The sequence below is a fragment of the Methylobacterium gregans genome, assembly GCF_022179245.1.
GTDB classification, from domain to species: Bacteria; Pseudomonadota; Alphaproteobacteria; order Rhizobiales; family Beijerinckiaceae; genus Methylobacterium; species Methylobacterium gregans.
Genome location: NZ_BPQM01000019.1, coordinates 1 through 17,742, shown reverse-complemented (window position 1 = coordinate 17,742; position 17,742 = coordinate 1). Strand labels below are relative to the sequence as shown.

Here is a 17,742-nt window from a genome sequence, read left to right as displayed (position 1 = left end):
GACCGCGCGGCGGGCCCGGTTACGGACCGCCGCGCTCGGCCACCGGGGCCCCCGCCGCTCCGAGTCCCGCCTTCGCGGCCCGGCGGTTGACGACCCCGAGACGCAGCACGATCTGCTCGAGATCGTCGAGCGCGTCGATCAGCCCCGCGCGGGCCCGCTCCACGACGTCGTCGCCCTCCTCGGGCGGCGTCTCGGCGAGCTTCACGGCAGTGATCAGCACCCGGTCTCGCGCGTCCTCGATCCGGCCGTCGCGCTCGACATGACCGCGGACATCCATGTCGAAGGCTTCCAGCACCGCGAAAGGGAGGGCGTCGCGCCCGATCCGGCCGGGAAAGCCCCGAGCCCGGCTCCGCCCCTGATCGGTGGCGCGGGCGAGATGGTCGGCGAGGGTGTCCAAGGGCTGCTCCGGGCTGGCGGTAGAGGCGTCGATACCGCAACGCCCTGAGCGCCATGCGGGCTGCACATCGCGGTCCGTCCACCATACCGAAGGATCCAAGCTGGCGCTTGCGGATCCGAGATGGCAGATGAGCGGCTTCGCCAAGCCCCCGAGCCACAGGATCGCCCCATCCCGCCCGCCACGCCATCCGGAGCTCCGGCACCCCGTGGGGCGATTGCCTCCCGGCACTTCATTCTTCCGCTGGTCGTCCTGCTCGTCGGCCTCCTGGCCGCCGGAAGTGCTGCGCTGCAGCTCAAGGGCGCGAGCGAGCGGCGCGACCACGAGCGCTTCGAGCGCCTCGCCGGGCAGCAGGCGGATCGGATCCGCGAACGGCTGGAGCTCTACGTCGCGCTCCTGCGCGGCACGGCCGGCCTGCTCGCGGCGAGCGACCGGGTGACACGATCGGAATTCGCTGCCTATGTGGGCCGCCTGCGCATCACCGATCTCTACGGCGGCACCCGCGGCATCGGCTACGCCCGCCGCTTCCGGCCCGAGGAGGCAGGGACGCTGGTCGGCGAGATGCGCGCGCAGGGCCTGCCCGATTTCAGGCTCCGGCCCGACCCGCCTGGCTCGGAGCCCACCGCCATCGTCGCCCTGGAACCGCTGGACCTGCGCAACAGCGCCGCGATCGGCTACGACATGTATTCCGAGCCGGTGCGCCGGACCGCGATGGCGCGGGCCCGGGACACGGGCGAGGCCGCCCTCTCGGGCCGCGTGGAGCTGGTTCAGGAAATCGACGGCCGGAAGCAAGCGGGCTTCCTCGTCTACCTGCCGGTCTATGCGGGCGGGGCGCTGCCGGGGAGCGTCGCGGAGCGTCGACGTCTGCTGGAGGGCTGGGTCTACAGCCCCTTCCGGACAGGCGACCTGTTCTCCCAAGTCGCCGGCCCGCTCGGTCCGGGAGGGGCGCCGGAGCTGAGCTACCGGATCCACGACGGCGACACATCCGATCCGGCCGCCCTGCTCTACGCTACGGGGCAGAGCGCGGCCCACGAGGGCGCCGCTCCGGGCTTGACCGCGCGGCGTAGCCTCGCGATCGCCGGCCATGCCTGGACTCTCACGGTCGCGGCGACTCCCGCCTTCGTGCACGACCCGACCGGCGACGTCTGGCCCCTCGTGCTCGGTGCGGGAACGGTCGCGACCTTGCTGCTCGCGGGCGCCGCCCTGGCCCAGGCCGGGGCGAACCGCCGCTCGGAGCGCGCACGCCACGCCCTCGAGGAGGAGACCGCCCGGCTGGAGCTGCTCAACCGGGCCGGCGCGGCCCTGGTGGCCGAGCATGACGTCGAGCGCCTCGTGCAGACGGTGATCGAGGCCGCCACCGAGCTCGTCGGCGGTGCCTACGGCGCCTTCTTCGAGCGCGTGCCCGCCGGGCAGGAGGGCAACGACGAGGATGTCTGGCGCCTGTTCAGCCTCACCGGCGGCCCGCGCGAGGCCTTCACCCGCTTCGGCCTGCCGCGGGCGACCGGCCTGTTCCGGCCGACCTTCCTGGCCGAGGGCGTGGTGCGCTCCGACGACGTCGCGAAGGACCCGCGCTACGGCTCCCATGGCGGCATGCCCAAGGGTCACCTGCCGGTGCGCAGCTATCTCGCGGTGCCGGTGGTCTCAGGCACCGGCGAGCGGCTCGGCGCCCTGCTGTTCGGCCATCCCGAGCCCGGCCGGTTCGGCCCGCGCGAGGAGCGGCTGATCACGGGTTTCGCCGCTCAGGCGGCGGTGGCGATCGACAATGCGCGCCTCCTCACCTCGATCCGGCGCAAGCGCGACCGCTTCTTCGGCGCGATGCAGGCGGTGCGCGGCGTGCTCTGGACCAACGATGCTTCCGGCCGCATGGTCGGCGAGCAGCCCGGCTGGTCAACGATCACCGGCCAGACCCAAGCCGAGTACGAGGGCTACGGCTGGGCGAACGCGGTCCACCCCGACGACGCTCAGCCCAGCATCGAGGCCTGGAACGCGGCGGTGGCCGAGCGGCGCACCTTCGTATTCGAGCATCGCGTGCGCTCGCGCGACGGCAGCTGGCGCATCTACGCGATCCGCGCGGTGCCGCTCCTCGACGAGCGGGGCGCGATCGTCGAGTGGGTCGGCGTGCACACCGACATCACCGAGCAGCGCGCGGCGGAGGCGGAACTGCGCGAGTCGAACGAGGAGATTCAGCGCTATGCCTACATCGTCAGCCACGACCTCCGGGCGCCGCTCGTCAACGTGATGGGTTTCACGAGCGAGCTGGAGGCGGTGCGCGAGGACGTGCGGGCGGCGCTCGGCAACCACGCCGACGCCACTCGGATCGACGCCGACATGGAAGAGGCGCTGGGCTTCATCAAGGCCGCGATCACCAAGATGGAGGCCCTGATCGCCGCTATCCTGAAGCTGTCGCGGGAGGGCCGGCGCACCTTCCGGCCGGAGCCCCTCGACATGCGGGCCCTTGTGCAGGGCCTCGCCGACGCGCAGCGCCACCAAGCGGATGCCGCCGGCGCCCGGGTCACGGTGGCGGACGACCTGCCGGAGATCGCCGCCGACCGGCTCGCGGTCGAGCAGATCTTCGGCAACCTCATCGACAACGCTCTGAAATACCTCGCGCCGGGCCGGCCTGGCCTGATCACGGTCGGGGGCCGGCCGGTCGCCGGCGGGCAGGTGCGTTTCACGATCGCCGACAACGGCCGGGGCATCGCGCCCCAGGACCATGCCCGCATCTTCGAGCTGTTCCGGCGCTCCGGGCTGCAGGACAAGCCGGGCGACGGCATCGGTCTCGCACATGTCAAGGCGCTGGTCCGTTCCTTAGGTGGCCGGATCGAGGTATCGTCGGAACTCGGGCAGGGAACGACGTTCAGCGTGACGCTACCGCGCGAGGCGCAAGGCCCAGGCGCGCCGCACCGTGCGGCTGCGTGACGACAGGGGGTTGGGGGACTTGGACGTGCATCCCGTGTGCATCGTGATGATCGAGGACGACGAGGGCCACGCGCGCCTCATCGAGCGCAACATCCGGCGCGCTGGCGTGAACAACGACATCGTGCCGTTCCGCAACGGGACGGACGCGCTGGCCTACCTGTTCGGCCCCGACGGGACCGGGGAGGTGAGCGCACGGCGCCACCTCCTGATCCTGCTCGACCTCAACCTACCGGACATGACCGGCATCGACATCCTGGAGAAGATCAAGGCGAACCCGCACACCAAGCGCTCGCCGGTCGTCGTGCTCACCACCACCGACGACGCGCGCGAGATCCAGCGCTGCTATGATCTCGGCGCCAACGTCTACATCACCAAGCCGGTGAACTACGAGGGCTTCTCGCACGCGATCCGCCAGCTCGGGCTGTTCTTCTCGGTGATGCAGGTGCCCGAGAACTCATGAGCACCTCCGCTCCGTCCGCGCCTCCGGACGGCGTGCCCGAGCGCGGGCGCATCCTCTACATCGACGACGATCCGGGCCTCGCCCGCCTCGTGCAGCGGGGCCTGAAGGCGCGCGGCTACGTGGTCGAGACGGCGCCGGACGGCGCGGCAGGCCTCGCGCGGCTCGCGCAAGGGGGCATCGACGCCGTCGCCCTCGACCATCACATGCCGGGTCAGACCGGGCTCGACCTCCTGCCGGAGATCCGGGCGCTGCCCGACGCGCCGCCGGTCATCTACGTCACCGGTTCCGAGGACAGCCGCGTCGCAGTGGCGGCGCTGAAGGCGGGCGCGGTCGACTACGTCTGGAAGGATCTCCAGGGCCAGTTCCGCGAACTCCTCGGTGAGGCCGTCGATACGGCGCTGCGCCAGGAGGCCCTGCGCCGCGACAAGGAGCGGGCCGAGGCCGCGGTGCGCGAGGCGCGCGACCGGGCCGAATTGCTGCTGCGCGAGGTGAACCACCGGGTCGCCAACTCGCTGGCGCTGGTTGCGGCGCTCGCCCGGATGCAGACCAACGCCGTCTCCGACCCCGCCGCCAAGGACGCGCTGGAGGAGATGCAGGCGCGCATCTCGGCGATCGCCGGCATCCACCGGCGCCTCTACACCTCGCAGGACGTCGAGGCCGTCGAGCTCGACGCCTATCTGGCGAGCCTCGTGGAGGAGCTGCAGGCCTCGATGAAGGCGGCGGGCCGCGACCACTCGATCCGCCTCAGCGCCGAGCCCGTGCGGCTCGCCACCGACAAGGCCGTCTCCCTCGGCGTGGTGGTGACCGAGCTCGTCACCAACGCCTACAAGTACGCCTACCCGCCGGAGGTGCCGGGCGAGATCCGCGTCGCGGTGAGCCGCGAGGCCGAGACACTGACCCTCAGCGTCGAGGACGACGGCATCGGCTGGACCGGGGAGGGGCGCCCGCGCGGCACCGGCCTCGGCGCGCGCATCATCCGGGCGATGGCCACGAACCTGCGCTCGCAGATCGCCTACGACGCGGGCCGGTCGGGCACCCGCGCGGTGCTGTGCTTCCCGGTCTGAGGGCCGATCCGAGGGTTGGCCGGAGAGTTCTTTGGTTCCGAGCGCCGGTCACGGGGCGGTCACGGGGCGGCCGTAGCAGGGCTGGGTATCCTCGGAGGTCTCAGCATGCGCGTCCGTCCCGCCCTCGCTCTGATCCTGGCGCTCGCGGGTGGCCGGGCCGAAGCGGCGGAGCCCGCGCTGATCGGGCCGCGCCCGTTCCACCTCGTCGACGGAATGAAACCCGGCTCCTTGCAGGACCGGCTGAAGGCCTGCGCCACGGACCGCACCTACGTCGCGAAGCAATTCTCCGTCTCCCACCGGGGGGCGCCGCTCCAGTTCCCCGAGCACACCCGCGAGGGCGTGCTGGCCGCAGCCCGGATGGGTGCCGGGATCATCGAGTGCGACGTGGCCTTCACGCGGGACCGCCAGCTCGTCTGCCGCCACGCGCAGTGCGATCTGCACACGACCACAGACATCCTGGCCCGGCCGGAGTTGGCGGCGAAGTGCACGATGCCCTTCGCGCCGGCCGACGCGGCGACCGGCCGCAAGGCCTCGGCGAAATGCTGCACCAGCGACCTGACACTCAGTGAGTTCAAGGCGCTGAAGCCGAAGATGGACGCAGCCGACCCGGAGGCCACGACGCTCAGTGCCTACATGAACGCGACGCCGCGCTGGCGCACCGACCTCTACGCCGACGGCGCCACGCTGATGTCCCATCGGGAGTACATCGCGCTGGTGAAGTCCCTCGGCCGCCGGTTCACCCCGGAGCTGAAGGCGCCTGAGGTGCCGATGCCCTTCGAGGGCACCTACACGCAGGATCGCTACGCCCAGCAGCTCATCGACGAGTATCGCGAGGCCGGCATCTCGCCCGATGACGTCTTCCCGCAGAGCTTCCAGTTGCGCGACGTGCTGTACTGGCTGGCGAAGGAACCCGCTTTCGGCCGTCAGGCCGTCTTCCTCGACGATCGCGACGAGCGCGTGCCGGGCTTCGACCCGATGCGGCCGGAGACCTGGAGGCCCGGCATGGCGGCGCTGCGGGACCAGGGCGTGCGCATTCTCGCGCCGCCGCTCTGGATGCTGGTGACGACGGATGCCGAGAACCGCATCGTGCCCTCGGCTTACGCCCGCGCGGCGCGGGCTGCCGGGCTCGACCTGATGGCCTGGTCGCTGGAGCGGTCGGGGCCGCTCAAGGACGGAGGAGGCCCCTATTACCGATCGGTGCGCCCCGCGATCGACCGCGACGGCGACATGCTCACCCTGCTCGACGTGCTGCATCGCGAGGTCGGGGTGCGCGGCGTGTTCTCGGACTGGCCGGCCACGACGACGTTCTACGCGAACTGCGTCGGAGCGGAGTAGACTCTCAGGAGAACGCTCCGTGCGTCAGTGCCTGTAGACCTCGACCTCGTCGAGATGGAAGAAGTTCGCCTCGCGCAAGCGCAGCAAAATGTAGCGCGCCTCCATGCCCCCGCGCACGAACGAGAGAGGGTGACCGTCGATCCCGCCGAAGACCGATCCGTCATGGGAATAGACCGTGTCCCAGATCAGGCCGTCGTCGGAGATCGAGATCTCGATGGTCCGGCTCCGGACCGCGCAGTCCGGGTCGAGACGGTTGAAGATGCGGATCTCGTCGAAGGTCCGGCGCCCACCGAGGTCCAGGCGCCACCAGGGCCGAGCCTCGTTGTCGGTATGAAACCCGAAATGCCCGGTCCTGATCCCGTTTACGGCGCCCTGCGGCGTCTCCGCGTTCGTCGAGTAGTAGCTGCTCTGGCTGGCGCGGCAGTGCAGAGCGATGTTCTCGCCCGGGTGCGCGAGCGCTTGGACGACCGCCTCCTGACCGAGTGTCTGAGCAATCCGGGAGAACAGCTCGAAGGACTGGCGTATCCGCGTCGCCTCGGCGGACTGATCGGGAACGGAGCACAGTGCCTCGACGCCTGCCGGCACGTCCGTCCCGTGGAGAAGAACGCCCAAGCCGGCCGAATGGTGGAAGTTGAAGCCCTTTCCCTCGCGCATCAGCTCGTCCCAGAACGTGTGGACGCCGTACCCCTCGATGAAGGCCCGCGTGTCGTGGAACAGCACGATGGCACGCGGGCTGAGCTTGGCCCTCCAAGTCTCGTAATCGTGCCTGACGGCCTCGTAGGTGTGCAACCCGTCGATATGCAGCAGATCGATCGAGCCGTCCTCGAAGCTTTCGACAACGTCATCGAAGTAGTTCCGCTTCAGCGTCGAAAAATCCGAGAATTGGCCGTTGAACCGGCGGACCCGCTCGTAAACGGACTCATCGTAAAGACCCGCCTGGTGATCCCCTTCCCAGGTATCGACCGCCACGGCGCGCGCATCGAGGCCGAGCCTCTCGATCGCATTGCAGAACGAGAAATAGGACACCCCGTTATGGGTGCCGAGCTCCACGACGAGCCTGGGCCTGAGCGCTTCGACAAGCCAGTGCGCGAAGGCGACGTGCCCGTGCCAGACACTGACCTCGGCCGGCCTGACGGACGGCCAGGTCAAGGCGTTCGAACCCAATGCCTCGATCATGCGGATCCTCGGATCAAACACGCTTCGATGAATGATATAGTCCCGCCGCCCGCGTAAGGGCAGACGGATTCCCGCAGCGGACTGACGAGCAGTTCTGTCGCGCGGGACATTTGCATCCGGCACCCAATTGCTAAGTCAGAGCCCACAAACGAGTCAATGGCCCACGCCGGTCCAGGCGCAGGCCTTGACGCACCCGCCAGCAGAACAAGGCAAAACGAGGAAATTACTTTGCCGACGCATTAATAAGATAGGTAATTTAAATTTTTCATCGCACAAATACAGGAAAATTTCTAGATCGTGCATGCAAAAAGAAAGAAGTGTTGCACCGAACATCTATCCATTCGCGCGGCATAAGAGGAAGGCCACAGACAGAAAGAGCCCCGGGACGCTCTGCGTCCCGGGGCCCGCGATGCCGCACCGGTCCAGTTGCCGTCGGTCTCAGCTCACTTCGCGGCGAGCTTCTTCGGCAGCTTGAAGGCCCAGAAGCTGCCGCCCTGGTTGATGCCGGCGGTGGACTTGGCCACCTCGCCGCCCCAGAGCGGGACCGCGCCGCCCCAGCCGGCCGCGACGCCGACCCACTGCTCGCCGTCCTGCTCCCAGGTGATCGGCGAGGCGACGATGCCGGTGCCGACCTGGAACTTCCAGACTTCCTCGCCGGTCTTGGCGTCGAAGGCCTTCAGGAAGCCCTCCGGCGTGCCGGTGAAGACGAGGTTGCCGCCGGTGGTGAGCATGCCGCCCCAGAGCGGTGCCTTGTTCTTGTACTCCCACACGACCTTCTTGGTGGCCGGGTCGATCGCCTTCAGCGAGCCGATATGGGTGTCGAAGGTCGGCTTGATGGTGAAGCCGGCGCCCAGATACGCGGCGCCCTTCTTGTAGTTCACCGGCTCGTTCCAGATATCCATGCCCCACTCGTTGGAGGGGATGTAGAACAGCTTGGTGTCGGGGCTGTAGGCGATCGGGTTCCAGTTCTTGCCGCCGAGGAAGCCCGGCGTCGCGTAGACCGACTTGCCCTTCTTGCCGTCCTCGGACTTGGCCGGGTCGCCGGGGCGGTTGGCGTCGTCGTAGATCGGGCGCCCGCTCTCGTCGATGCCCTTGGCCCAGTTGATGTTGGCCACGAACGGCGTCGCCGAGATGAACTTCCCGTTCGTGCGGTCGAGGACGTAGAAGAAGCCGTTGCGGTCGGCGGTGGCGCCCGCCTTCACGGTCTTGCCATCCTTCTGCATCTCGAAGGGCACGAACTCGTTCACGCCGTCGAAGTCCCAGCCGTCGTGCGGCGTGGTCTGGAAGCCCCAGACGATCTCGCCGTTGTCCGGGTTGATGGCGAGCCGGGAGGCCGACCACTTGTTGTCGCCCGGGCGCGTGGCGGAGTTCCAGGGGCCGGGATTGCCGGTGCCGAAGTAGATCAGGTTCAGCTCGGGGTCGTAGGTGCCGCCGAGCCAGGTGGCGCCGCCACCGAACTTCCACATGTCGCCCGGCCAGGTCTCGTTGGTCTTGCCGGTCATGGTCGAGGGCTTGCCGTTGAGCTCGCCCATGTGGCCCTCGATGACGGGGCGCTTCCAGACGATCTCGCCCGTCTCGGCGTCGCGCGCCTCGACGCGGCCGACCACGCCGAACTCGCCGCCCGACACGCCGGTGATGATCTTGCCCTTCACGATCATCGGCGCGGCGGTGTAGCTGTAGCCGGCCTTGAAGTCGTCGATGTCCTTGCGCCACACGACCTTGCCGGTCTTGGCGTCGAGCGCGACGAGCTTGGCGTCGAGCGTACCGAAATAGACCTTGTCCTTGTAGAGCGCCGCGCCGCGATTCACCACGTCGCAGCAGGGCAGGATGCCCTCGGGCAGACGCGCGTTGTACTCCCAGAGCTTCTCGCCGGTGCGCGAATCGAGCGCGTAGATGCGCGAGTACGAGCCGGTGACGTAGATTACGCCGTCCTTGACCAGCGCCTGGCTCTCCTGCCCGCGCTGCTTCTCGCCGCCGAAGGAGAAGGAGTAGGCCGGGACCAACCCCTGGATCGTCTCCTTGTTGATGGCCTTCAGGGGGCTGTAGCGCTGGCCCTGCGGCCCAAGGCCGTAGGTGACGACGTCGTCGGTGGTCTTGGCGTCGTCGAGAATCGCCTGCTCGCTCACGCCGCCCGGGCTAGCTGCCTTCTCGGGCGCGCCGAAGGCCGAACTCGCGCCGAGCATCAGCGCCGCGGCACCCGCCGCCGACAGGAACCGGTTCCGCACCGTCATGGGTCTTCCTCCTCGATCGTCCCGGGACGGCCGGCACGCGTCTCTCGCGCGTTCGTCTGGCGGCTTGCCCCTCGATCAAAGACTAGGACAGGCTTCGGCCCGGAAGTTATTGGCCATAAGTCGAAGATAAGAACCGGGGGTCGCGGTGGGGGCGGCGGCAGGGCCGCACCCGGTCCCTCGGGGCGCGCTTGCCCGTCGGGGCCGGGCCCGTCAGAAGGGACCTCCCCGAGACGTGTGCCGAGGAGCATGAGGACGTGGCGGACTTCTCCGAACTCGTCGCCCAGGCGGTCAAACCGACCATGACCCGCGCCGAGCGCGAGGCGGTCTACACCGTGGTGCGTCAGGCGGTGCAGCGCCTTCAGGAGCGCGAGGCGCTCTCGCCGGCGGACGCGCGCTTCGCCCTGCAGAACCACCTCGTCGAGGAGACGATCCGCGACGTCGAGGGCGAGATCGCCCGCACCGCGGCCCTGCGCAAGCTCGACGAGGCGCTCGCCGCGCAGAACAAGGCCTACAACGAGCGGCGCTGAGCGATCCCCCTCAGCCGTAGGCCGCCAGCGCCCGCACGCCGCCGGGCTCGGCCACCTCCAGCCCCGCCTCGACATACTCGTTGAGCTTGTTGCGCAGCGTCCGGATCGAGATGCCGAGGATCTTGGCCGCGTGGGTACGGTTGCCGAGGCAGTGGTCGAGGGTGTCGAGGATGAGGTCGCGCTCGACCTCGGCCACGGTGCGGCCTACGAGGCCGCGGGTGGCGGCCTCCGCCGCCTGCGCGGCCTGCGCCGCCCGGGTGGCCGGACCGTCCGCCGGACCGATCGTGTCGCCCTCGGGCGTCAGGATCGCCTCGGGGCCGATCTCCGCGCCGCTCGCCAGGAGAACCGCCCGGTGCAGGGTGTTCTCCAGTTCCCGCACGTTGCCGCGCCAGGGATTGCGGGTGACGAGGGTGCGGGCCTCGCCCGAGAGCGGGCGCGGGGGCAGGCCGTTCACGGCCGCGTACTTCTTGGCGAAATGGGCGGCGAGTTCGAGGATGTCGGCCGGGCGCTCGCGGAGCGCCGGCAGGCGCAGGTGCACCACGTTCAGGCGGTAGAACAGATCCTCCCGGAAGGTGCCCTTGCGGACCTCCTCGGCGAGGTTGCGGTTCGAGGTGGCGAGCACCCGGATATCAACCTTGACCGGCGCCGTGCCGCCGACCCGGTCGATCACACGCTCCTGCAGCGCCCGCAGGAGCTTCGACTGCAGGCGGACATCCATCTCGGAGATCTCGTCGAGGAGCAGCGTGCCGCCGTTCGCCTCCTCGAAGCGGCCGATGCGCCGCGCCACCGCGCCCGTGAAGGCGCCCTTCTCGTGCCCGAACAGCTCGGATTCGAGCAGCGCCTCGGGAATCGCCGCGCAATTGACCGAGACGAAGGGCTTCTGGGCGCGGTGGGATTTCTGGTGGACGTGCCGGGCCAGCACCTCCTTGCCGGTGCCGCTCTCACCGGTGATCAGCACGGAAGCCTCGGAGCGGGCGACCTGATCGGCGAGGCGCACCACGCGCTCCATCGCCGGGTCGCGCCAGACGAAGGCGCGGCTGTCGGCGGTGACCGCCTCCAGCACGGCCGCGATCAGCTCCGGATCGGGGGGAAGCGGGATGTACTCCTTGGCACCCGCCTGGATGGCCGCGACGGCCGCGCGCGCGTCCGCGGCGACGCCGCAGGCGATCACCGGCGTGCGGATGCGCTCGGCCTCCAGCGCACCGACGAGGGCGCGGATGTCGAGCCCGACATCGATCATGATGAGGTCCGCACCCCGCGCCCGCAGCACGGTCAGCCCCTGCGGGACGCCGTCGGCCTGCGTCACGGCGGCGCCGCGCTGCATGGCGATCTTCGAGGCGGTGACGAGCTCGCCGTTGAGCCGTCCGATCATCAGGAGCCGCATCGGGCACCTCCCATCCTGCCGCCGCCCGGCCGCTCGGCCGGGCGGACATCCCAAAGGAATCAGTGCTCGCTCTTCACGATCTCGGTCATCGTCACGCCGAGGCGCTCCTCGACCAGCACGACCTCGCCGCGGGCGACGAGGCGGTTGTTGACGAAGATGTCGATCGCCTCGCCGACCTTGCGGTCGAGCTCCAGCACGGTACCGGGCCCCAGCCGCAGCAGGTCGCCGATCGGCATGCGCGAGTTGCCGAGCACGGCAGAGACCATCACGGGCACGTCGAAGAGCTGTTCGAGGTCGGCGGCGTTCTTGGGGCTCGTCGGCGCCTCGCGTATCGAGTCGTCGTCGAGGCCGGAATCGTGCTCACCGAGCTGGGGCAGGCTGAAATCGTCGGACATCACGGGCTCGGGGGTTCGGGCAGGGGATCGGACAAGAGTTCGGGCAGCCCGAGGCCGAGGGCCTGGGTTATCGCGGCCTCGATGCGGGCGCGCTCGCGCACGATGCCGCCGTCGGCCCACTCGATGCGGGCGTCTCCCCGCTCGAGATCGGGTTCGCCCAGCACCACCAGCCGCCCCTCGAAGCCGCGCTCGCGCGCGAGACGCCGCAGCAGGGCCTCGGCCTCCTCGACGAGACTGTCGTGGACTCGCACCGCGAGGTGGGGCACGCCGCGCAGGTGCTGCAGCGCGCTGCGGGCCGCCTCGCCGATCACCGCGAGCGGCTGGGCGTCGAGCGCCTCGCCGGCGACGCGCCGGGCCAGCAGCACCGCCACCTCGATGGCCTGGGCCTCGCGCTCGACCTCGCGCGCGTCGGCCTGGGCCATCAGCCCGGCGACCGATAGGGCGAGCCGGTTCATCGCGTCGGCCAGCCGCGCCTGGAGCTGAGCATGGGCTTCGGCGCGCCCCTCGGCGCGGCCAGCTTCGAGTCCGCGAACCAGTGCCTCGGCGGCGGCGTGCTCGGCGGCGGCGGCCACAGAGACCGCCTCGCGCGCCGCCGCCTCGGCCGCGAGGTCGGGCTTGGGCTTGCGGAAATCGGTGTCGAACAGGAAGGGCCGGGCGTTCAATAGACCAGCTCCTCCTCGGCGTTGCCCTTGGCGATCATGATCTCGCCCTTCTCGGCCAGTTCCTTGGCGATCTCGGTCATCTTACCCTGCGCCTCATCGACCTCCTTGAGGCGGATGGGCCCGAGCGAGGTCATCTCGTCGTCGAGGTTCTTGGCCGCGCGGGTCGACATCTGGCTCATGAAGAAGGCGCGCACCCGCTCGTTGGCGCCCTTGAGAGCCCGGCAGAGCGTATCGCTGTCGACCTTGCGCATCAGGGTCTGCACGCTTCCGGGATCGAGCTTCAGCAGGTCCTCGAAGGTGAACATCAGCTCGCGGATGCGCTTGGCCGAGCCGCGGTTGGCCTGGTCGAGGGCGGCGAGGAAGCGCCCTTCCGTCTGCCGATCGAACGCGTTGAACACGTCGGCCATCATCTCGTGCGCGTCGCGGCGCGCGGTCTGGGCGATGGTCGAGACGAACTCGACGCGCAGCGTCTCCTCGATGTGGCGGAGCGCCTCCTTCTGCACCGTCTCCATCCGGAGCATGCGGTTGAGCACGTCGATGGCGAACTCCTCCGGCAGGATGGTGAGCACCTTGGCGGCGTAGTCCGAGCGCACCTTGGAGAGCACGACGGCGACCGTCTGCGGGTACTCGTTGCGCAGGAAAGAGGCGAGGATCTCAGGGTCGACCTGGGCGATCGAGGCCCAGACGCGCTTGCCCGACGCGCCCTTGATCTCGGCCATGATCGCCGAGACCTGATCGCTCGGGAAGATCTTCAGGAGCAGCGCCTCGGTGCGCTCGAAGTTCGAGGAGATGCCGCCGCTGTTCGACAGGCGGGAGACGAAATCGATGATCAGCTTCTCGACGACCTCTGACTCGAGCGAGCCGAGCTGCACCATCGCGTGGCTGACCTTCTTGACCTCATCCTCCTCCAGGCGCTGCCAGATCGGCGCCCCCTCGGTCTCGCCGAGCAGCAGCAGCATCGCGGCCGCGCGCTGGACGCCCGGCATGGTGGAGAAGGCGTCTCCGCCACCGCCGCCCGCCGCCGCCAGCAGAGGCCCGCCGAGTCCCGCTCCTGCGCCCGCTCCCGCCGCCATCGTCCGCCCGCTCCCTCAAGCTCTCTCGATCAGGTCTCGATCAAGTCTCATGGATCCAGTTGCGCAGCACCTCGGCGGTCTCGCTCGGACTCTGCCGGACCATGTCGACCACCCGCTGCACAGTCTCGGCCTGGATCTGGCCGTTGATCTTGGCGAACTCCATCAGCTGCGCCGCCGGGCTGTCCGCCGCGAGGGCGAGCGTGCCGCCGGCCGCGACCGCCGCCGCGGCGGCCGCCGCCTCTGGGCCGGCGAGCGCCGCCGCCTCGGGCGGCTCGTCACCGGCAAGCACCCGGCGCAGAAGCGGGCGCACGACCGCGAGCAGCACCACCATCGTGAGCAGCGCCAGCACACCGAGCTCGGCGAGGCGCATGACATCCTCCTTGGTGGGCGCGAGCAGAGACTGGATCAGGCCGGGCTCGGCGAAGTCCGGCAGGGCGGGCCCCTCGGCAAAGCGCAGGTTGACCACCTCGATCTGGTCGCCGCGCGCCTTGTCGAAGCCGATCGCGCTGCGCACCAGCGCGGTGATGCGCTCGATCTCCGCGGGCGCGCGGGCCGCGTAGACGGGCTTGCCGTCGGGCCCGGGTGCGTAGGCACCGTCGACCGCCACAGCGACCGAGAGGCGCTTGATCCGCCCGCCCTCGACGATCTCGGTCTTGGTGACGCGGGAGATCTCGTAGTTCGTGGTCTCCTCGTTCTTGTTCGTGGAGTCCTTCTGGGCCGGCGGCCTGTCCTGCTGGGTGGCGCCCGGCAGCTCGTTGCCGACCGTGACCTGCCCGTCCGGGTTCCCCGTGAGCGAGGATTCCGTGCGGGTCTGGCTGGAGCGCACCACGCGGCTCTCCGGATCGAACGTCTCCGAGCGGCTCTCGATGCGGTTGGTGTCGAGCTGCGCCGAGACCTGCACGCGCGCCCGGTCCGGGCCGACGATGCCCGCCACGATCTCCTCGATCTGGCGGCGCAGGCGCCGCTCCAGCGCGACCTGACGCTCCTCGTAGCCCGCGCCGGGATCGGCGTCCGTGCCGCGCGCCCCGTCGGCGAGCAAACGCCCGCGCTCGTCCACGATCGAGACCCGCTCGGGCTTCAGCCCCTCGACCGCGGAGGCCGCGAGGTGGCGCACCGCGCGGACCTGACCGGGATCGAGGTCGCCCATCAGCTTCAGCACGATCGCCGCCGACGGCGCCTCGCGGTCGCGCTCGAACAGGCGCCGCTCCGGCAGGACGAGGTGGACGCGCGCCGCCTGGACACGGCCGATCGAGCGGATCGAGCGGGCGAGCTCGCCCTCCAGCGCCCGCAGGTGGTTCACGTTCTGAACGAAGTTGGTGGACGAGAAGGCGTCGCCCTTGTCGAAGATCTCGTAGCCGACGCCGGGCTGGGCCGGCAGGCCCTTGCCGGCGAGGTCCATGCGCAGGCGCGCGAGGTCGGCGCGCGGCGCCATGATGGTCTGGCCGGCATCGCCCTTGGTCTCATAGCGGATGCCGCGGGTGTCGAGATCGCGCACCACCGCGGCCGAATCCTGCATCGAGAGGTCGGCGAAGAGCACGCCCATGTCGGGGCGCGAGACCCGCATGATGATGAAGGCGAAGAAGCCGATCAGCGTCAGCGTCACCGCGCCCATGGCGGCGAGCCGGGCCGGTCCGAGCTTCTGGATCAGTTCGAGGACCGGCTTCACGACCGCGACGCACCCGCAGAGAACCACCCGTGGCGCGCCCGATCGCCGGGCCGCCCGGCAAGATTTGCCGGGTTCGTGGTTAGCAGGTGGTTAATGGCGCCGCATTCGCCCGGAACGCACGAAGCCGCGCCCCTCCCGGGAACGCGGCTTCGGTGGATGGGCCGGCCCGTTGGGGCAGGCGGCCGGTCAGCGTCCGTTCAGTGCCGATAGTGCTGGATGCGCGTCGTGCGCAGGCCGGCGAGCCCGTGCTGGTCGATGGAGAACTGCCAGCTCAGGAATTCCTCGGTGGTGAGTGTGTAGCGCTTGCACGCTTCCTCCAGGCTGAGAAGCCCGCCGCGCACCGCCGCGACGACCTCGGCCTTGCGTCGGATCACCCAGCGGCGGGTCGAGGGCGGGGGGAGATCGGCGATGGTCAGGGGGCTGCCATCGGGCCCGATCACATACTTGACCCTCGGGCGGTTCGGTTCGGTCATGATACGCTCTACAACTCGACTGACCTTGTCGAGGCTGAAGCTACTTGCGCCCGCTTAAGAGATGTTGAAGCGGGCCGTTCGGATTTGATTCGCCTGGGAAGAGAAGCGCCTTACAGCGGGCAAATCGGTGCTAGCCCGTTGGGGGTGCGCGCTTTCCGGCGTCGGCGGTTTAGCTGGACGTTGTGGACAACCCGACGCCCTTCACGCTCGACAGAGGCACGCGGGCGGTTCCGACGATGAGGACCGGCTCGCTGCCGGAGAGATCGACCTTGCTGACCTTGCCGCTCACGCCGGTCTCCACCGTCACCGTCGCGCCGGTCGCGTCCTGGCCCACGACCTTGATCGTGTAGGTGCCGGCCGGCTGCGAGATCCCGGCCGCGTTCTTGCCGTTCCAAGTGAAGGTCTGCGGTCCCGCATTCAGCGAGAGGTCCTGCTGGCCCACCGTGTTGCCCTTGGCGTCGAGGATCGTGACCTTCGCCCGCGGCGCGGCGCGGGCGGCGTCGAGGGTCCAGGTGGCCGCCCCGTCCTTCAGGTCGGCGGTGATGCCGGTCGACTCGATGGTCTGGCCGACATAGCTCGTGGCCGAGGCGGTGCTCGCCGCCTTGCTGCTCGCCAGGATGCTATCGAGCCGATCGTTGGCCTTCAATTGCTGCTCGACGCCCGCGAACTGCACCAGCTGCTGCGTGAACTGGTTGGTGTCCATCGGGTCGAGCGGGTTCTGATTCTTGAGCTGGGTGGTCAGCAGCGTCAGGAACTGGGTGAAGTTGCCGGCGATCTCCTGCGCGCTCGTGCCCGAGCCGGTCTTAGAGGTCGTGGCCGCGGCGCTGGCGGCGCCTGTGATGCCCGATGCCATTCTGGTGTCTCCTGCCGGTATCCTGCGGCGCCCGAAGGCGTGGTCCGCGGAAGAGAGAGTTCGTTGTTTCTCAGAGCCTTAAGATCGGATCAGCGCGCGGTGTCTCAGCGCCCACCACGCCTCAGTGCGGCCTCTGGCGGAACATGCGAGAACGCGCGCAAGCCTTTGACACCTCGCGATGATCCGGCGATCGGCGGCCCGCATCGCGCTAGATCCGGATGTCGAGGCCGCCGAGGCCGCGGAGCATCCGCAGCGGCGCCTCGGCAACGCGCTCCGCCTCGGGCACCCAGGGACCCCGCGGGGCGCGTCCGTCTTGCCCAGCCCCCTGATCGCCTGCCCGGTCGCCTGACTGCCCGTCGCCGCGCAGCGACAGGTTGATGCCGCCCTCCTGCGCGTCGAGGCCGGCCTGGGACAGCGCCTGTTGCAGGCTGTTGGCGTCGCGCTGCAGCATCGCCAGGGTCTCGACCCGCTCGACCACCATGTGGGTCATCACGGTGCCGCGCTCCTTGTCGATCTCCAGCTTCACGTCGATGCGCCCGAGTTCCAGAGGATCGAGCCGGATCTCGAACTGGCTCGACCCGGACAGCGCCCGCAGCCCGATCGTCATCGGCACCTGACTGATCTGCACCGGCGGCGTGGCGGGCGTCGCCGCGGGCGCGGCAGCGCTGCCGGCCGCATGCGCCGCTCCATGCGCCGCGCCCGCCTGACCGAGCCCCGCAGCGGCAGCCTGGGCGCCGGCCTGGCCGGCCGTCTGCCCGGCCGCCGCGGAGCCCGCCTCCGCCACCGGGACGGCCAGGGCCGCCAGGAGATCCGGCTTGGCCGCGCTCTCGCCGGCACCGGAACCGGCTCTCCCCGTCTCCTTGGCGTTCCCAGTCTCGTTGGCGGTCCCGGTCTCCTTGACGGTGCCGGCCTTCGCACCCTGCACACCGGCGACCGTCGCGGCCAGGGACTCGGAGGCGCCCGCCGCCGCGCCGCCGGGAACCTGCGGGAACGGGGCCTCCGGCCCCTGGCCCGGAACCGGCGCCCCTGCCGAAGCCGAGCCCGATCCGCCGGCCTCGATCGCGCCGGCGCCCGCGCCCGGCGCGCCCGGAGTCGGGAGTTGAAGCGGAGCCGGGGCCGCCGCGAGCAGC

General features: G+C 70.0%; 16 protein-coding genes. 5 read left to right on the top strand and 11 right to left on the bottom strand.

What is annotated here, in order from left to right; genetic code table 11:
• Positions 1-19: 19 nt before the first annotated feature.
• On the bottom strand, positions 20-397 hold the full coding sequence (locus MFF54_RS04505) for a hypothetical protein (RefSeq protein WP_238301442.1): 378 nt from the start codon (positions 395-397) through the stop codon (positions 20-22).
• A gap of 120 nt (positions 398-517) precedes the next feature.
• Between MFF54_RS04505 and MFF54_RS27770 the strand changes: the two genes are divergently transcribed.
• The 4 genes from MFF54_RS27770 to MFF54_RS04485 all read left to right on the top strand — a co-directional run bounded on the left by MFF54_RS27770 (position 518) and on the right by MFF54_RS04485 (position 6,172).
• Positions 518-3,313, top strand: coding sequence for a CHASE domain-containing protein (locus MFF54_RS27770; protein WP_238301441.1), 2,796 nt, complete (start codon positions 518-520; stop codon positions 3,311-3,313).
• A 46-nt stretch (positions 3,314-3,359) separates the two neighbouring features.
• On the top strand, positions 3,360-3,773 hold the full coding sequence (locus MFF54_RS04495; protein ID WP_238301460.1) for a response regulator: 414 nt from the start codon (positions 3,360-3,362) through the stop codon (positions 3,771-3,773).
• Complete coding sequence (locus tag MFF54_RS04490; RefSeq protein ID WP_238301440.1) at positions 3,770-4,837, top strand: sensor histidine kinase; 1,068 nt, start codon at positions 3,770-3,772, stop codon at positions 4,835-4,837. Before MFF54_RS04495 ends, MFF54_RS04490 begins: the two co-directional genes overlap by 4 nt.
• A 105-nt stretch (positions 4,838-4,942) precedes the next feature.
• On the top strand, positions 4,943-6,172 hold the full coding sequence (locus MFF54_RS04485) for a glycerophosphodiester phosphodiesterase family protein (protein ID WP_238301439.1): 1,230 nt from the start codon (positions 4,943-4,945) through the stop codon (positions 6,170-6,172).
• A 24-nt stretch (positions 6,173-6,196) separates the two neighbouring features.
• On the opposite strand, the gene MFF54_RS04480 is transcribed toward MFF54_RS04485, so the two are convergent.
• Both MFF54_RS04480 and MFF54_RS04475 read right to left on the bottom strand, forming a co-directional pair.
• Entirely contained in the window at positions 6,197-7,471 is a 1,275-nt protein-coding gene (locus tag MFF54_RS04480; RefSeq protein WP_238301438.1) for a class I SAM-dependent methyltransferase, read from the bottom strand.
• Positions 7,472-7,791: 320 nt separating this feature from the next.
• Positions 7,792-9,579: a PQQ-dependent methanol/ethanol family dehydrogenase gene (locus tag MFF54_RS04475; protein WP_238301437.1), complete on the bottom strand. Its 1,788-nt coding sequence runs from the start codon at positions 9,577-9,579 to the stop codon at positions 7,792-7,794.
• 254 nt (positions 9,580-9,833) lie between these two features.
• Here MFF54_RS04475 and MFF54_RS04470 point away from each other — a divergent pair, with 254 nt between their 5' ends.
• A complete protein-coding gene (locus MFF54_RS04470) occupies positions 9,834-10,106 on the top strand; it encodes a hypothetical protein (RefSeq protein WP_238301436.1) in 273 nt (90 codons plus the stop codon).
• A gap of 10 nt (positions 10,107-10,116) precedes the next feature.
• Here the strand turns inward: MFF54_RS04470 and flbD are convergent, their stop codons facing one another.
• From flbD to MFF54_RS04430, 8 genes are all read right to left on the bottom strand, one after another.
• On the bottom strand, positions 10,117-11,490 hold the full coding sequence (gene flbD, locus MFF54_RS04465; RefSeq protein WP_238301435.1) for a sigma-54-dependent transcriptional regulator FlbD: 1,374 nt from the start codon (positions 11,488-11,490) through the stop codon (positions 10,117-10,119).
• 59 nt (positions 11,491-11,549) lie between these two features.
• Complete coding sequence (gene fliN, locus MFF54_RS04460) at positions 11,550-11,885, bottom strand: flagellar motor switch protein FliN (protein WP_238301434.1); 336 nt, start codon at positions 11,883-11,885, stop codon at positions 11,550-11,552.
• Positions 11,885-12,547 (bottom strand): FliH/SctL family protein, encoded by a 663-nt coding sequence (locus tag MFF54_RS04455; protein ID WP_238301433.1) that lies wholly within the window; start codon positions 12,545-12,547, stop codon positions 11,885-11,887. The genes fliN and MFF54_RS04455 overlap by 1 nt, the downstream gene beginning before the upstream one ends.
• Positions 12,544-13,533 carry a flagellar motor switch protein FliG gene (locus tag MFF54_RS04450; RefSeq protein WP_238301459.1) on the bottom strand — a complete coding sequence of 330 codons (990 nt, stop codon included), beginning with the start codon at positions 13,531-13,533 and terminating at the stop codon, positions 12,544-12,546. The genes MFF54_RS04455 and MFF54_RS04450 overlap by 4 nt, the downstream gene beginning before the upstream one ends.
• 127 nt (positions 13,534-13,660) lie before the next feature.
• Positions 13,661-15,286, bottom strand: a complete 1,626-nt coding sequence (gene fliF / locus MFF54_RS04445) for a flagellar basal-body MS-ring/collar protein FliF (protein WP_238301432.1) — start codon at positions 15,284-15,286, stop codon at positions 13,661-13,663.
• Positions 15,287-15,483: 197 nt separating this feature from the next.
• Positions 15,484-15,759 carry a CtrA inhibitor SciP gene (gene sciP / locus MFF54_RS04440; protein WP_066928168.1) on the bottom strand — a complete coding sequence of 92 codons (276 nt, stop codon included), beginning with the start codon at positions 15,757-15,759 and terminating at the stop codon, positions 15,484-15,486.
• A 169-nt stretch (positions 15,760-15,928) separates the two neighbouring features.
• Entirely contained in the window at positions 15,929-16,612 is a 684-nt protein-coding gene (locus MFF54_RS04435; protein ID WP_238301431.1) for a flagellar hook assembly protein FlgD, read from the bottom strand.
• A 208-nt stretch (positions 16,613-16,820) separates the two neighbouring features.
• A partial coding sequence (locus MFF54_RS04430) for a flagellar hook-length control protein FliK (RefSeq protein ID WP_238301430.1) occupies positions 16,821-17,742 on the bottom strand: 922 nt, incomplete at its 5' end.

What these genes read in the sequence shown, in the direction of transcription:
- MFF54_RS27770 (WP_238301441.1), top strand. Translation starts at nt 518, where the DNA reads ATGGCAGATGAGCGGCTTCGCCAAGCCCCCGAGCCACAGGATCGCCCC.
- MFF54_RS04495 (WP_238301460.1), top strand. Translation starts at nt 3,360, where the DNA reads ATGATCGAGGACGACGAGGGCCACGCGCGCCTCATCGAGCGCAACATC.
- MFF54_RS04490 (WP_238301440.1), top strand. Translation starts at nt 3,770, where the DNA reads ATGAGCACCTCCGCTCCGTCCGCGCCTCCGGACGGCGTGCCCGAGCGC.
- MFF54_RS04485 (WP_238301439.1), top strand. Translation starts at nt 4,943, where the DNA reads ATGCGCGTCCGTCCCGCCCTCGCTCTGATCCTGGCGCTCGCGGGTGGC.
- MFF54_RS04475 (WP_238301437.1), bottom strand. Translation starts at nt 9,579, where the DNA reads ATGACGGTGCGGAACCGGTTCCTGTCGGCGGCGGGTGCCGCGGCGCTG.
- flbD (WP_238301435.1), bottom strand. Translation starts at nt 11,490, where the DNA reads ATGCGGCTCCTGATGATCGGACGGCTCAACGGCGAGCTCGTCACCGCC.
- fliN (WP_238301434.1), bottom strand. Translation starts at nt 11,885, where the DNA reads ATGTCCGACGATTTCAGCCTGCCCCAGCTCGGTGAGCACGATTCCGGC.
- MFF54_RS04450 (WP_238301459.1), bottom strand. Translation starts at nt 13,533, where the DNA reads ATGCCGGGCGTCCAGCGCGCGGCCGCGATGCTGCTGCTGCTCGGCGAG.
- sciP (WP_066928168.1), bottom strand. Translation starts at nt 15,759, where the DNA reads ATGACCGAACCGAACCGCCCGAGGGTCAAGTATGTGATCGGGCCCGAT.
- MFF54_RS04435 (WP_238301431.1), bottom strand. Translation starts at nt 16,612, where the DNA reads ATGGCATCGGGCATCACAGGCGCCGCCAGCGCCGCGGCCACGACCTCT.